The organism is Kothea flammea (genome assembly GCF_052161645.1).
Classification (GTDB): Bacteria; Planctomycetota; Planctomycetia; order Pirellulales; family Pirellulaceae; genus Laterigemmans.
In genome coordinates, this window is the sequence record NZ_CP197414.1 from 2,918,663 (window position 1) to 2,933,868 (window position 15,206).

A 15,206-nucleotide genomic window follows, 5' to 3' on the forward strand; every position below is an offset into this window, starting at 1 on the left:
CCTCTTATTAATAGATTCTTATTAATAGGTTCTCTTTAATAGATTCTCTTTATAAAGGTATACCCCAATGGATTTGGATGCATTCGCGGCCACCAGCGACGACTTGGTCGGCTTCTACCAGGCCACTCCCAAAACGAAGTCGAAATCCTCAAAACGTCCAAAGCTGGACTTGCCGAAACCGCAACCAGGCGAGCGGTTTATCAAAGGGCCAATTCCACTTCACTGGCTCAAGTTGGCTTCCAAGTGCGGCCACCGGTCGGAAGCTGTCGCGATACTGCTTTGGTATCAAGCTGGTTGGCAGCGGTCCAACCCTGTGAAATTGACACCCGAGACGCTGGCTGAATTCCAAATTCATCCAAGGACGGCGAAGCGAGCATTGGAATCTTTTGCCGACGTTGGGTTGGTGTCGGTGGAATTTGGACGGGGCCGGAGTCCAGTTGTGACAATTCTCGCGACACAGTAACTCGCCAACGACTGTTCCCTGTGTTGTTTGACATAATTCTGAAATAGCTTCTAATTTCGCATAACTCGCTAACAGGAATCTAAGTGATGGAAAACGAATCAGAGCCAAAGTTCGCCTTGCCGATTCTTCTACCGACTTTGTCGGATGATGAGCTTAAAGGTTTGATTGCTTGGGTTGTCCGCAAACACACACAGGGACGCTACAAGCCTTTCGTTGATTGGATTGGCCTGATGTTGCAAGGCGAGTGTGCGAGGCGAGACGGACACGCTATCGAGCCTGCTATGTGGGATGTTCCGACTTGGAGTCCAGCGGAAGCTTCACAGGCTTTGATGGCAGCGTATGTGTTCGCCAATATCGGACTTACCGAGAATCAAGCCAAGTTTGTGGACACCGTGTTTCGCTATGTGCTGGTCGATGCGGTTAGCTTGCTCGACACCTTGGAGCATATGTTTAACGACGTTGTTGAGACGCAAGGGAGTGAGACGCTATGAGCGGGGAAACGATTGACGACAAGCAGCGAGCCGCCATTGCGGCTATTGAAGTTCCACTTCTGACGGCACAGGAGATTGCCAAGTTGCTACAAGTCTCTGATCGCACTGTTTGGCAGTGGGTCGAGAAGAACGAGTTTCCCAAGCCTATACGGTTAAGCCAACGAAAGTATCGTTGGTTTCCGCATCAGGTTAAGAGTTTCATAAACGAGCGCCGCACAGGCGAGAAGGAATAAGAGTCATGAGTTTGCAAATTCAGCAAGACGCACAAGACGCAATCCGTTCTGGTGACGTTCGCCAATTGCAAGAAGTTCACAAGCAGATTGTGGCATTTGCCGAGGCGGCGGTCATGGTTGCCGAGGGTGAGAACCGAGAGCTTACCGCCAAGGAATTGAAGGAAGTTGATGCCTTGCTAGGCAAAGGAGACTCCGAAGGCGTTATCGGTGAAGTCTCCGCAGCACTCGACAAGGCAAAGGAACAGGCAGAGACTCGCAAGCGAATCAGTTTAACCCGAGCCGCTAGCAGCGGTCGCACAGGATTAGGATACGACATCATGGACGGAAGCAACGGAAACGGCATGAAGAACGGCAGTGCAACCCGAGGCGTCAGTGCTTACAGTGGTTCGAGTTCCGCTAGGATTTTCTCCCGCAGTGATAAGGTTGATCGCGGGTTACAGAAGGAACTTGCAGACGTTCCCAATGCGTTTGGGCAGTATGTCATCGCCTCTGTGCTGGGCATCAATAGCCATACCGCTGATCCCATCCGTGCTGCTTTGACAACTAACGACAACAGCAAGGGCGGGTCATCAGTTCCTGACCCGCTTTCCGATTATTACGTTGACTTGCAGCGGGCCGCAACCGCACTGATCGGGGCAGGTTCAACCACGGTTATTACCGATTCGTCGAGCTTGCAGATTCCAACCGTTGTCAGCGATCCAAGCGTTGCCGTTAAGGCTGAGAACGCCTTGTTCGTCTCTGGTGAGCCTACCTTCGGTAGCCTGCTTGCACAGCCATACCTTCATATGTCCGAAGTAACGGGCAGCCGTGAATGGTTTGAAGATGCGATCAACGCAGCCGCAATGATTGAAAGCGTATTGGTCCGAGCCAGTGCAACCAAGGTTGATTACTTCGGGTTGCAAGGTACGGGTTCGGCACAACCGCTGGGCTTGTTGAATAAGCCTGGTATTCCTTCCGATGCTGTTAGCGGATCGTTGGATTGGTTTGACTTGGCCGATAGTGCAACCACAATCCGAGAGGCTAATCATGAGCCTACTGGTGTGATTCTGAGTCCGAAGAATCACGGCTTGCTGATGAAGTCCACCACGGGCGACGCTGTGAATTCTGCCCAAAACTGGTTGATGAGCCCGCCCAACCTGGAAGGCAAAAGCCTGTTCCCAACCAGCAACTGCCCTGATGACAAAATTGTCATTGGTGATTTTACCAAGCTGTTCTTCTGCTTGCGTCAAGGTGCTTTGCTGGAGTCCAGCAACGTCGCTGGTGAGGCTTTTGATCGTCACCAAATCAAAGTCAAGTTGACGATGCGGGCAGACTGGGTGCTGAGTGACAAGACTGCTTTCCACGTTATCACTGGGATCTCTTGATTATGAGCCGTGCAGAAATCTCAGTTACGGGCAACGGTGCCACCGATTCAATCACCCTACCGATTGGCGAGTGGGTGGTTGAAGTATCGGCTACCACTTGGGACGGTTGCAGCGTAACGGTTCAAGAGTCAGTGAGTGGTGATGCCTTCGTTAACTCTGACGATCCGTACAACACTGGCAACGCACTAACACGAACAGCAAATGACAAGGTTGTCCACTTTGCTGGCGGTGTTCGGCTTCGATTGAATGTTTCAAGCTTTGGTGCTTCAACCGCTGGTTTGAAATTGATCGCAAATCCAAGCAGCCGATGACGCCTTAAAGGTCGGTTGTGAGGTTTGCGTTTAACCCACACTGTTTGCACTCGTTAGTGAAATGGTGTGGAATATGTGAAGGGTCTGTCGTGTGGACTTTGCACTATCGGTGCCATGGGTTCAATATCTTCCTATGGCTGGGCCTGATAACTCATGGCACCGATGGTTGCAAGGTTTGAGAGGGAACCCCCTACTGGGGGCACCTATAATTCAGGCGTGGCGATTTCAACGATATACACGTGCCCTCGACGTTCCGTTCGGCAAAAAATCAGGTGTTTCAGGATGGCAGGACAGAAGGGACGTTCGGGACGATTGCCGAAACCTACCGAGCAGCATGTGCTAGATGGCACCTACCGCTCTGACCGCCACGCTAGGCGAGCCGATGTGCTTGTGATGGCTGAGCAATTGCAATGTCCCGAAAGTCTCACAGGAGCCGCTAGAGAGGCTTGGGAGCGAATCACGCTAGCATTGCCTGATGACATGTTAAGTCGCCTAGATGTTGACGCATTGTGGCTCTATTGCCAAAGTTGGGCGCAATTGCTCAAAGTTTGGCCGATGTTTGAAGATAATCCGCTCGACAAAGACGCTCGCATAACGGCGATGGCACTTTGCACCGAGGTTGACAAGCTTGGCCGACAATTCGGATGGTCGCCGCTTAGTCGAGCTAGCTTGCGAGTTCCACAGCGAGAAGAAGCGGACGACCCTTTGACCGAGTTGATGCGACGTAAAGCGGAGCGGTCCGCCTGATGGCTTTATGTTTCGATGATGTGTTGACGGCAAGAGCATGGTTGTGTGCCGGCCACAGTCCGCGACAAGTTGCCGATTGGCTGGGCTGTCCAGTCAGTGAGGTGCGAAAGCTTGTCGGTCAAAAGGCAAGACGTTCTTATGAGCCGCCACCGACGCCCAGCGAAATTGTCGAGGCTTGTCGCAGGCTTCGTGCTAGCGAGAGCGACGCGGCTACACTCCGTCGCGATGTGTACCAACCCGATGCTCCGATGCGGGTTCCAGTCATCAAAGTGAGCGAAATAGTGGGTTGAGCTTTTCAAGTTGCTCCCCACCCAAAAACGGGCTTGCCAGGCGCCCGCTGTCGCACGTCCGCCCACCGATGCGACAACTGAGTCGGTTAACCGCCAAAGTGCGTTAGAGAGCCTTCTAGGTGCCCCAGGGTGAGCTAATCAACTGCGGTTGTCGCGACAACCGACAAGTTTATTTTTTACTGTTTTTACGGGTGTTTTCAAGGGTTATTATGGCAATCGCCCTAACCAAGGAATCGTCCACTTTCCCTATAAAGAAAGCATCGGAAAATGGGCTTTTGCGTTTGGGTAACTGGCGTAAACATAACGATATCGAGGTGTGCTGGCAGCTATGCCGGCTCCGTAGTCGGCGATCGTTTGCTGCCCCACTTGGACATATACGTAAGCCGAGGTGCCATCGTCGCTGTAAACTCTACGCCCCAGAGCGTCCCACTTGTAGGTCGCATCGATCGTGCTGTCGCTACCGACATCGGCCGTCGTCAGTTTATTTTCGAAGTCCCAGTTGAGCGTCAAACTGTTGGTGCCGTCACGCAGTACCGCAGGAATCAGCGTCATGTTCCCTTTGGTGTCGTGCGATAGACTCTGGCCGCCAGCAGAAAGCAGCTCGTGCGTCGGACCATGCGTGCGATTCTGCGTGCTGCTGTTCTCGGTAATCGAGTCCCAATCGCCCACGAGCGACAGGTTCCAGGATTGATCGAGATTGGTGTCACTGCGCTCCCAGTTGACCAATCGATCCTCAGTGTCGTATCCACTGCTGCCCACGGTGAACCCGAAGCCAGACATGGTGCCCGTGATCGACTCGCTAGTCTTGTTTTTGTTGTCGTCCCAGCCGTAGCTGTACGTACCGATGGCGGCTCCTGAGAAGGAGATCGAGGCGAGCGTGTTGTCGGTGTTGTACGAGCGGGATTCGCTCACACCGTTACCGTAACTGCTGCCCGTCATCCTCCCCCCGTCATCATAAGTACGCGTGTCGATCGTGCTGCTCGCGTGAGTCAGCTCGTACAGTTGGCCCCGGTCGGTATAGCTGCGGCCCACCGCCGTGCCATCAGGATAAGTATACCCGGTCAACTGCCCCGCGGCATTGTAAGAAATCGTCGTCGTGTAGGTTTGGCCCGAAATTGTCAGCGCCTCGGTCGCTTTTCTCCCAGCGGAATCGTAAGTGTAGGTGACGGTGTTCGCATACCCACCACTTACGGCCGTCAGCATGCGGGAGGCCGAATCGTAGGTGAACGTATCGCTGTAACTTTGGCCAGAAAGGGGCCCGCCTGTAAGGCCCAGATAGGCCCGGCTGGTTAGTCTTCCGGCGAGATCATAGTTGTATGTGCAGGTGTCACCCTGCTGGTCAGTGCGGACGTCGACGCGCCCGGCCGGATCATAAGTGAAGCTGATGATCCCGTAGCCGGTTTGGCCCACGGTGGAGCTGGTGACTTGAACAGATCATGCCGCTGCGAGTGCCTATGGCTTGAACTGCCAATCGATTGGACTAACCGCTGCAACGATAATGCACAAGCCGCAACCTTGCTGGGAGGCCACTTGACTTGTCCGGACACTAACGTGATTCCGTTGTGGATCAAATTTAAACCAATTTAACTCAGCTACCGGAGTACGCGAAATGTCATTGCGACTGATTCCCTCTTTACTTTTTGCCGCAATGATGACGATAGCGAGCCCCACGTGGGCTCAACAGCCCTCGTCTACAGAGCCCATTTCGTCGAAATCAAAGAACATCGTCCAGACGGTCGCCGCGTCGGGCTCGTTTAATTCGTTGGTCGCGGCAGTGAAGGCAGCCGGATTGGTGGATACGCTGAGCGGAACGGGTCCTTTCACTGTTTTCGCTCCAACTGATGAGGCTTTTTCGCGGCTACCGGAAGGCACCGTGGAAACACTGCTCAAACCTGAAAACAAGGACCAGTTGATTGGCATCTTGACGTACCATGTCGTTCCCGGCCGCGTGCCAGCATCGACCGTCGTTGGATTGAAAGGTGCAAAGACTGTTAACGGACAGCGATTGGACGTTTCGTCAAGCGACGCTGGTGTGACTGTGGATTCCTCGAAGGTCGTACAAACAGATATTCTGTGTAGCAACGGTATTATTCACGTGATCGATTCGGTCCTGTTGCCCGAATCGGGTACAATCGTTGAGGTCGCGAGCAATACAGGGTCATTTGGCACTCTTTTGGCTGCGGCTAACGCAGCGGGCCTCGTCTCAACGCTCAATGGTGATGGACCGCTGACGGTTTTCGCACCAACGGAAGAAGCTTTTTTAGCATTACCGAAAGGAACGGTCGCGAGCCTTTTACAGCCGGGTAATAAGAGCAAGCTAGCAGAAATTCTCAAGTACCACGTTGTATCAGGACGGGTTTACAGCGAAGACGCGGTCGCGCTGTCTTCCGCTCCCACTGTCGCCGGTCCATCTATTGCAATCACTGCCACAGAGGGTGGAGCAAACATCAACAATGCGCGGTTACTGCAAACGGACATCGACGCGTCCAATGGCGTAATCCACGTAATTGATCGCGTGCTGTTACCAGCGGATGCATCTGCTGCGGGCGCCGCATCGTCGAAGCCTGCTACCGATCAGCGACGCGTGGCAATGAGGGTGCTAACCGATGCGATTAATCGCGGAGTGCCAATTTTCAACTCAGGTCATCATGGGCAGTGCGCAGACATCTACATGCAAGCTTTGCGAACCGTGTCCGCGATGCCAGGGGTTGCGATGTCCGCCAGCCTTCGAAAACAGGTCAATCACACTCTGAGCGTTTGTCCGCAGATGTCGAGCTTGACCAATCGAGCTTGGGCGGTGCGGCGGCAGATCGATCAAGTTATGCTCGAGCTATAGAGACTACGACCACAGATCGCAGTCGATTTCGCTTTTGAGATGGATAAGTTAGAGCGGCAAGCAGCGGAAGCATCGCCACCCCCACTGGGGGCCGACTTTCTCATGACGCGAAATATCACGAGGCTAAACAACCGAGAAGCTGTCGATGTTCCAATTTCCGAGGCCACAATTAGATGAATATTGCGACGGTTCTTCTGCTCGGCAGTGCTTGTGCAGTGATGCTCGCGTTTTTCGCTGCATGCGTTTCGACAAGTCGCTCCCTCGGCGTCCTATTTTTGGGCTTTGGCTTGACCGTTCTCAGTGGCGGACTGGCGTATTATGCGATCGCGGAATCTCAATCACACCATCCCCCTGGTGGGGGCGTGGTATGGCGGGGTGGCAATCACTTGTGCAGCGGCAACGGCGTTCAATTTGTTTCCGAAACGAAGCGAATCCAAAGATTAGATTTTTGTTGCATGATCGCAGTCTCCCAAATTCGACAATCGGCCAAAACAGAGAGTCTCTGTTTCTGGGAAAATCACATTAGCCGATGGTCACAGAGACAGAGAGTGGCGAGAGTTCGGGCCGAGACAGCGCAGAGGCGGGGGCGGAACGTGAAAACAGAGTGTCTTTGATTGGCCGCCAGCAGTGAGTCGGCCGCAATGGGTTTCACCCTGCAAAATAGGGCGTAATATACGAAAAAAGGCTGGCGACAGTGCAAAGCACCATCGCTTGCCTTCTGATTTACCCGACGGTCGAAAAAGTTTGAACCAAGTCCGGAAAGTTGAGCAACCCGGACTGTAATCCAACCGCTCTGGAGATCCGGACGATTTTCGCGGCTTCGCTGTAAGTGATTGCCAGGAAACATGTTGCGGCAAGGCCCGTTTCGAGAGGGTACTCTGGAATCAAATAAGCCAGCCTTCGTCGGGGCTTCGGACCTGGGAATGCGAGCGGTGTTCGGGTTATGAAGTAGAGGCTTTTCGGTCGTCACGGATTTTCAGTTTCGTATTCCGAACGCTCGAATCCTTGATAGTAGCGTTGTCGGCTTCAGGCCCAACAACTCCGCCGCTCCCCCGCGACCGTAAACCTTGCCGCCCGATACCGCCAACGCGCGACGAATGTTATCGGCTTCCAAGCTTCGCACTTCTTGATCTGTCATGACTTGATCGGGCAAAGCCTGATCGGGTTTAGACTGAGCGGACGGGGGAAGACTTGGGTGTTGAGATTTGTTCCTGTTTTGCGGTCGCGTGTCCTCGGGTAAATCGAACCGCAACTTGCCGTCTGTGGAAATGATGACCGCCCGCTCCAACACATGCTGCAACTCGCGGACGTTGCCTGGCCAATGGTATCGCTGCAATTGTTGGACGTTCGCTAAAGTGAGTTTCAACGTTTTGCGGCCCAATTGGCGAGCGAATCGCTTCAAGAAGTGCTCTGCCAAAAGCGGAATATCTTGGAGCCGCTCGCGCAGTGGTGCGAGCTCGATCGGAAACACACTGAGTCGATAATACAAATCCTGTCGGAACCGTCCCTCGGCGGACTCTTGGCGAAGATTGCGATTCGTCGCGGCGATGATTCGCACATCCAACCGACGCGTTTGCTCTTCGCCGATCCGCTCCAGTTCACCTTCCTGCAAGACTCGCAACAGCTTTGCCTGCAGATCGAGCGGAATCTCTCCAATCTCGTCGAGAAACAACGTGCCGCCATCGGCCAGCTCGAAACGACCGGCTCGATCCCGCAACGCTCCAGTGAACGATCCTTTGGAGTGGCCGAAGAATTCGCTCTCGTACAACTCGCGAGGCACCGCCGCACAGTTCACCTTGATCAGCGGACGATCGGATCGGTTGCTGCGGCGATGAAGCTCTCGAGCGATCAGCTCTTTGCCCGTTCCACTTTCGCCAAGAATCAAAACCGAGGAATTCGTCGGAGCCACCAAGTCGATCTGCTGACTGATCATCTGCAGTGCCGGACTGTTGCCAACGAGTTCACCAAACGATGCGACCTCGAGCTCTTCACGCAGGTACTCGTTCTCTTGTTCCAGCCTCGCTTTGAGCAACTCGATCTCATCGACCGCTCGTGCATTTGCGATCGCGGCGGCCAAATGATCGGTGATCATGCGCAACCATTCGCGGCAGGACGCATCCATCGGCTCACGGGAAAACAACGCCAAGACTCCAAGCGTTTCATCGCGATACCGCAGCGGTAATCCAAAGAACGATCGGATCGCTTCGTCTCGCACCCAATCAGGCCGGGCGATCCAAGGCGAGTTGGCCGTGACGTCATCGATCTGGACCGTCTCGCCCGCTGCCGCGATGTGACCAATCTTGCGAACCGCCATCGGCATGCGACGGAAGTCACCGGCCGTTCGTTCCCAATGTCGATCTTCTCCATGGCGCGCATGGCCGTAACTGGCGACAAGATGCAAACACCGCTCCCGATGATGGCATTCACCGGCCATCGGGCAGCTCAAGCAATCGCCTTCCTCCGGCGGTCGCACGAGCCAAATCCTGACCAACGCAACCTGCTCGTCGGGAGCCAACAATCGAACCGCCAAGGGCAGCAGTTCGGGCAAGTGATGCTTGCCGGAAATCGCCAGCAAAATCTCGGTCGGGTCACCGAAGATTGCGTGTTTCTGCAGGCTCATTAAGCGATCTCTTGTGCAACGACATTTCGTGGAACGAGCACGAAATATTGATTATCAACGAAAAGTCGTTGCGACGCAATCGATCGAAATAAAGACCGCAAGTCGTTCAATAGCAAGCACTTGCGACTATCTGTATCGGTTTGGCACAGAAAATGAAAATGTGGTTCGCTCGTTCCAACTCAAACGCAGTTGGAGCGTTCCTATTTTCTGTTTCTTAAACCCTGTGACTGGAGAACCAAGTCATGTCTCGAATTCATCAAGTCTCGCCCGAAAGTGCCACGGGCAAATCCGCTGAACTGTTCACTGCCATTCAAGGCAAGCTCGGCATGGTCCCCAACATGATGCGGGCAATCGGCAATTCGCCCGCCGCGTTGGGTGCTTACCTGCAGTTCAGTGGCGGCCTCGCCAGCGGCTCACTTTCGAACCAACAGCGCGAGCTAATTGCCTTGGCGGTCGGTGAAGCGAACCAGTGCGACTATTGCTTGGCAGCCCATTCGGCACTCGGAAAGATGGCGGGCCTCAGCCCCGACCAGATCCGCGATGCACGACAAGGTTCGACAGTCGACGCCAAGAGCGATTCGCTGATTCGCTTCACACACAAGTTGGTGGGCGAGCGTGGCCACGTCAGCGGCGAAGACTTGCAAGCGTTGCGTGACCAAGGCTTCAGCGATGGTGACATTACTGAAGTGGTGGCGAATGTCGCCTTGAACATTTTCACCAACTACTTCAATCACGTCGCCGATCCCGAGATCGACTTTCCTCAAGCGGAATGCTTGGCCTGCAAAGTCGCTTGATCGTCATGGGCGGATGCCACCGTCGCGGAGTTATTCCCGGCGGTGGCCCATCCGACGTCAGCATCGCGTGAACAATTACTGACGTAGTGGACGAGGTGACGAGTCCAGAACCGCAGGACTCGTTACCTCGTCCACTACCAAAAACTAGCACTAATTGATCACGCGATGCTTAGCGACCTTCATCCAATCATTCAAGAAACCATGAACCCTAAGATCAATGATGACTACCACATTATCACTCGCACCACCTTTCAATCATGAGTCGGCAATGGCCAAAGTTCGCGCGGCCGAGGACGCTTGGAATTCGCGAGATCCGAGCCGTGTTGCGCAAGCCTATTCGATCGACTCCGAATGGCGCAATCGTGACCAGTTCGTTCGCGGACGCGATCAGATCGTGCAGTTCCTTACGCGGAAGTGGCAACGTGAACTCGACTATCGGCTAGCCAAATCGCTGTGGGCTTTCACCGAGAATCGCATTGCCGTTCGTTTCCAGTATGAGTACCGCGATGCCGACGGCAGCTGGTTTCGTGCCTATGGAAACGAGAACTGGGAGTTCGATGACGACGGACTGATGCGACGCCGTGAGGCCAGCATTAACGACAATGCGATCGAAGATTCCGAACGCAAGTTCTATTGGCCGCTGGGACCTCGCCCCGCAGGCACCCCTGGCTTGGAAGAATACGTCAAGTAGGCACGACGAGCTAGCTGACGCACTTTGTTGATTAAGGTTCAAAATTAATTGGAGTTCAAAATGTCGAGTCTATCGAGGCCAATTCTTTCCCCTGTCGAGATGTTCGGGCGCTGGTTATGCAACCGGCTGGCGGTCGCTCCGATGACCCGCGTGAGTGCCCACGGCGATGGGCTCGCAACCGATCGCATGAAGGATTACTACCGTGATTTTGCTCGCGGTGGCTTTGCGATCGTCATCACGGAGGGGACCTACACGGACAAGGATGCCAGCCAAGGCTACGACCGCCAGCCTGGGATCACGGATCGGCGCGAAGCCAACTCCTGGGTGCCGATCGCCACTGCGATCTCCGATCACGGGAGCTTGGCCATCATGCAACTGATGCACGCGGGCGCGTTGTCGCAAAAGCAGGAACCAGGCCGCATCATCGCACCGTCTGCCGTTCCACCGCTCGGCGAAATGATGCCCGTCTACGGAGGCAGCGGTCCGTATCGGTTGCCTTCGGCCATGGCGACAACCGACCTGGCTGAAGTTCGCAACGGCTTTGTATCGGCGGCAAGACGCGCGCGACGCGCCGGATTCCACGGAGTTGAAGTCCACGCTGCCAACGGTTATCTGCTTGATCAGTTCATTACCGAATACACGAATCGCCGGGATGACGAGTACGGCGGGTCGGTGTCGGCGCGAATCCGGTATCCGGCAGAGATCGTTGCCGCGGTACGCGATGCATCCCCCGCTGACTTCGTGGTTGGAGTCCGCGTTTCGGAGGCTAAAGTCAACGACTTCAACTACCGCTGGGGTGGAAAGTCCGAAGCCGAGACGATTTTCGCAGCACTCGCTGAGGCTGGAGCGAGCTATATCCATGTGGCCGGCGAAGGCCGCGGTTTCTGCGAGTCGAGTTCTGACAAGCGGGAGCCGCTTTCTGCGATAGCTCGCAGGATTACCGGACTGCCAGTGATCGCCAACGGTGGGCTGCATGATCCGGATCTCGCTGATGACGTGATCCTAGGCGAACATGCCGACTTGATTGCGATCGGACGCGCCGCACTGGCGACACCCGATTGGCCTCGAAGGATTGCCAATGGTGAACAGGTCGTCGCATTCGAGAATGAGATGATTTCGCCAAGTGCATCGATCCATAACACCGACGCGTGGTTCGCTCGGAAACTCGCACATGGCGCGCATGGCTGACTTCTCGTTTGAAATGTCCGGCTTTTGGCTATCGACGAGCGGCGAAGATCTGGCCGATCCGAGGAACTCAGTCAAAGCCGAATTGCCGGTTTCAACTTTACGAAAACTATTTCCTACCCGCTACAAGGAGAATCCAATGTCGCTTCAAGAAGAGCTATCCCAACTCAACTCAAAAATCACCGCTGCGTTGCCAAAGGAATCGATTGCCGTCATGCGGGACGAAACGCAGAAACTGCGCAAGTCCCGGATCGTCGAGTCTGCCCCTAAGACCGGCGATGAATTAGCCGATTTCGTTCTTCCCAATCATCTCGGCGAAAAGAGAAGCCTCGCTGCCCTAAGAGAAAGTGGGCCTGTCGTCGTGACGTTTTACCGGGGTGGATGGTGTCCGTACTGCAACCTGGAATTGCGGGCCTACCAGGCGGTTCTTCCCCAGATCAAAGCGGCGGGAGCAACCTTGGTCGCCATCACGCCTGAACTCCCTGACGCATCTCTGTCGACCTCCGAGAAGAACGAGTTGGAGTTTGACGTTCTCACCGATGTCAACGCGGACTACGCAAGCAAACTCGGACTCGTCTTCACGTTACCGGAAACACTTCGCCCTATCTATCAGGGCCTCGGTATCCATGTTGAACAACACAACGGCGAAGGGCAATTCGACCTGCCGCTGGCAGCAACCTTCGTTGTCGACACTGATGGAACGATCGCCAGTGCCTTCGTGGACGCGGACTACACCTCGCGTGCGGAGCCGTCGCATGTCTTAGAAGCACTTCAGTCGCTCGTGAAACAGAACGCTTGAAACTTAGATACTCAACAAATTGACACAACAACCACCAACAAGAAGAGCGAAACGATGTTTACAATAAACCAAAAATTGTTGCTCGTGGCCAGCATCATCGTAGCGGTTGCCGCCGCTGGTTCGTATGTCTCGACCGCTGGAATCACCGCTCAGGAGCCATCCGCAGATCGTACGAAGGTGGCCTCCCGACATAACGACGACGTGACAAAGTTGGCGACCTCCCTGGACCTTGGGCTACCAAAGCCGGGCATGGTTGTCGATCCGACAAACACCGCGATCGTGATCACCGATCCACAAAACGACTTTCTGAGTCCCAAAGGGGTAGCGTGGGGCGTGGTGGGCGAAAGCGTGACCGAGAACGGAACCGTTGAACACTTGGAAGCCTTGTTCCGGGTAGCCGCAGACTACAACGTGCCCGTTTTCATTTCGCCTCACTACTACTTCCCGCATGACCATGATTGGAAGTTTGAAGGCGCGCTCGAACACCTGATGCACGACATCAAAATGTTCGACCGCCCCGGATCACTCGACACGGCGGGCCTGAGCGGTTCCGGTGCCGATTGGCTCGAGCAATACAAGCCCTACATTTCGAAAGGCAACGTGGTCGTCACCAGCCCGCATAAAGTCTACGGTCCGGAGTCAAACGATCTCGTGTTGCAACTTCGCAAACACGGTATCGACAAGATCATCCTTGGAGGCATGTCGGCAAACCTCTGCACCGAGTCGCACATGCGAGAATTGATCGAGCAGGGGTTTGAAGTGACCGTGGTCGAAGATGCGACCGCGGGGGCGAAAACGCCTGCCGGAGATGCCCATAAAGTGGCGGTGGCGAATTTCCACTACATCGCCAACGCGGTCGTGACGACCGACCAAGCAGTAGCCGCGATCCAAGTAGCGTTCGGCAAGAAAGCAGGCCAATAAACCGGCGAAACAGAGTCGCATCTGTATTAATCGCTTACTTGAAGCTGAAAAAATACGTCAAAGCAGCGGTGCATTGCATTGCTGCTTTGAGCCATTCTCAAGTACTAAAATAACAGACGGAATTTCGAAGTTCGTAAACGAACCTTTCAATGAGTTGTTCACCAAACCGAGGTAGAAATAATGCCAAGACCCAGCAAGATCGAACCCGTTTTGATTCGACCCGAAGAGTGGCTAAAAAGGTCGAGCCCGCCGCTGGGGTCCCAGGAGGGACATCACTTCGGCGTCGATTGCGTCATCATCCGCTACAGCACCGATGAGATCGGTGAACAGCATCGATCAAAGATGTTAAATAATTAATTGCAGGCTTCGTCCCAAAACCTAACGGCACAGGTTCGTCCTGAAACTTGTGAGAGTGAATTTCGCTACTCTGGAGCCTGGCCATGATCGTCTAACGAATCAGGCTCGACAATATCACCATGCGTTTCAACGTCGTAGTACCCAAATTTTCTTCCTAGGCACTCATCGTGCTTTGACAACCAGTTGGCTGTCAATCGACCATATATCCGTAAGACATCTGGCAAGTCACAGGGGCATTTGAGATCTGCATCGGTCGCAACCATCAGCACGCCAGAAGCATCCTCAACTGCACACACGAGCGGAATTGGACTAACAGCCAGCGAAATAGACATTTCTTCTGCCAATATCGCTTCGCTATGAAATGCATTGTCATTGAAGGATGCTTGTAAAGCGTTACGTAGCTTCAGCCGAATTCCGGTTGCGTCAATATCGTCAATTGCGTCGTTGCCGTCAGCATCTACATCCAGCTGCGATTTCAAGCCAAGGTCATCTCTAAAAACATAAATCCTTTTCGAGAAACCGATGTCGCCATCTTCTTCGACATAGTGTTCAACACGCACGGCAACGGTGAACTTGTTAGATTGGCAGTTTAGGACATATTGAGGATGTTCAATAATTGGGGCGAGAAGATCTTTCAATCCATCGGCGACAGACTCGTTGCAAACACGCGGTTCGTTGGCGATAGATACGCTGCACGTTTGCTTATTCAGTGAGATTATTGATTGATTTACGTAGCCAAACATTTGATTCTGACGATTCAGATCAGATTGTGTACGCTCGAGCTTCTGTTGCGCCTCCAACTCACCAAAAAGCGATGCGGGAAACAGCGATTGCCCGTACAGTTTTAGTGAGAAAAAAACTAAATACACAAGACAGCTGACAACAGCTGGCAAGGCAGCCCCACCCGACAATGCTGCACCAATTAATCCGCCAGCAACCAAAGCGAGAACTGTCTCAAGCAGGGCGATCACCCAGCCGATTGCGACAAGGTACTGTCTCGCGCGAATTAGCAATTGGGCGAACGAATTGGTTGGATTCATTGACTCACCGGGATCCGAGAGTGTTATTTTAAGAGCGTTTGTTTGGCACCGATTTTTGTTCGGC

General features: G+C 53.9%; 15 protein-coding genes. 12 read left to right on the forward strand and 3 right to left on the reverse strand.

Annotation, left to right across the window (positions count from 1 at the left end; translation table 11 throughout):
- Positions 1-549 precede the first annotated feature (549 nt).
- The 6 genes from SH139x_RS11105 to SH139x_RS11130 all read left to right on the forward strand — a co-directional run bounded on the left by SH139x_RS11105 (position 550) and on the right by SH139x_RS11130 (position 3,899).
- Positions 550-954, forward strand: coding sequence for a hypothetical protein (locus tag SH139x_RS11105; protein WP_488355291.1), 405 nt, complete (start codon positions 550-552; stop codon positions 952-954).
- Complete coding sequence (locus SH139x_RS11110; protein ID WP_488355292.1) at positions 951-1,187, forward strand: helix-turn-helix transcriptional regulator; 237 nt, start codon at positions 951-953, stop codon at positions 1,185-1,187. Before SH139x_RS11105 ends, SH139x_RS11110 begins: the two co-directional genes overlap by 4 nt.
- A 5-nt stretch (positions 1,188-1,192) precedes the next feature.
- On the forward strand, positions 1,193-2,551 hold the full coding sequence (locus tag SH139x_RS11115; RefSeq protein WP_488355293.1) for a phage major capsid protein: 1,359 nt from the start codon (positions 1,193-1,195) through the stop codon (positions 2,549-2,551).
- Positions 2,552-2,553: 2 nt separating this feature from the next.
- On the forward strand, positions 2,554-2,862 hold the full coding sequence (locus SH139x_RS11120; protein ID WP_488355294.1) for a hypothetical protein: 309 nt from the start codon (positions 2,554-2,556) through the stop codon (positions 2,860-2,862).
- Between the two features lie 282 nt (positions 2,863-3,144).
- The gene (locus SH139x_RS11125; protein WP_488355295.1) at positions 3,145-3,609 is read left to right on the forward strand and encodes a hypothetical protein; all 465 of its coding nucleotides are present in this window, start codon (positions 3,145-3,147) and stop codon (positions 3,607-3,609) included.
- A complete protein-coding gene (locus SH139x_RS11130) occupies positions 3,609-3,899 on the forward strand; it encodes a helix-turn-helix domain-containing protein (protein WP_488355296.1) in 291 nt (96 codons plus the stop codon). The genes SH139x_RS11125 and SH139x_RS11130 overlap by 1 nt, the downstream gene beginning before the upstream one ends.
- 246 nt (positions 3,900-4,145) lie before the next feature.
- Here the strand turns inward: SH139x_RS11130 and SH139x_RS11135 are convergent, their stop codons facing one another.
- Positions 4,146-5,309 carry a hypothetical protein gene (locus SH139x_RS11135; protein ID WP_488355297.1) on the reverse strand — a complete coding sequence of 388 codons (1,164 nt, stop codon included), beginning with the start codon at positions 5,307-5,309 and terminating at the stop codon, positions 4,146-4,148.
- 241 nt (positions 5,310-5,550) lie between these two features.
- On the opposite strand from SH139x_RS11135, the gene SH139x_RS11140 reads away from it, so the two are divergent.
- Positions 5,551-6,735: a fasciclin domain-containing protein gene (locus tag SH139x_RS11140; protein WP_488356002.1), complete on the forward strand. Its 1,185-nt coding sequence runs from the start codon at positions 5,551-5,553 to the stop codon at positions 6,733-6,735.
- Between the two features lie 976 nt (positions 6,736-7,711).
- Here SH139x_RS11140 and SH139x_RS11145 read toward each other — a convergent pair.
- Positions 7,712-9,355 (reverse strand): sigma-54-dependent Fis family transcriptional regulator, encoded by a 1,644-nt coding sequence (locus SH139x_RS11145; protein ID WP_488355298.1) that lies wholly within the window; start codon positions 9,353-9,355, stop codon positions 7,712-7,714.
- A 242-nt stretch (positions 9,356-9,597) separates the two neighbouring features.
- Here SH139x_RS11145 and SH139x_RS11150 point away from each other — a divergent pair, with 242 nt between their 5' ends.
- The 5 genes from SH139x_RS11150 (at position 9,598) to SH139x_RS11170 (ending at position 13,745) form a co-directional block, all read left to right on the forward strand.
- Complete coding sequence (locus SH139x_RS11150; RefSeq protein WP_488355299.1) at positions 9,598-10,149, forward strand: carboxymuconolactone decarboxylase family protein; 552 nt, start codon at positions 9,598-9,600, stop codon at positions 10,147-10,149.
- Positions 10,150-10,366: 217 nt separating this feature from the next.
- A complete protein-coding gene (locus SH139x_RS11155; RefSeq protein ID WP_488355300.1) occupies positions 10,367-10,840 on the forward strand; it encodes a nuclear transport factor 2 family protein in 474 nt (157 codons plus the stop codon).
- 60 nt (positions 10,841-10,900) lie between these two features.
- Complete coding sequence (locus SH139x_RS11160; protein ID WP_488355301.1) at positions 10,901-12,028, forward strand: oxidoreductase; 1,128 nt, start codon at positions 10,901-10,903, stop codon at positions 12,026-12,028.
- Positions 12,012-12,824 (forward strand): peroxiredoxin-like family protein, encoded by an 813-nt coding sequence (locus SH139x_RS11165; protein ID WP_488355302.1) that lies wholly within the window; start codon positions 12,012-12,014, stop codon positions 12,822-12,824. The genes SH139x_RS11160 and SH139x_RS11165 overlap by 17 nt, the downstream gene beginning before the upstream one ends.
- Before the next feature lie 54 nt (positions 12,825-12,878).
- A complete protein-coding gene (locus tag SH139x_RS11170; protein WP_488355303.1) occupies positions 12,879-13,745 on the forward strand; it encodes a cysteine hydrolase family protein in 867 nt (288 codons plus the stop codon).
- 422 nt (positions 13,746-14,167) lie between these two features.
- On the opposite strand, the gene SH139x_RS11175 is transcribed toward SH139x_RS11170, so the two are convergent.
- Positions 14,168-15,142, reverse strand: a complete 975-nt coding sequence (locus tag SH139x_RS11175; RefSeq protein WP_488355304.1) for a hypothetical protein — start codon at positions 15,140-15,142, stop codon at positions 14,168-14,170.
- Between the last annotated feature and the right edge of the window lie 64 nt (positions 15,143-15,206).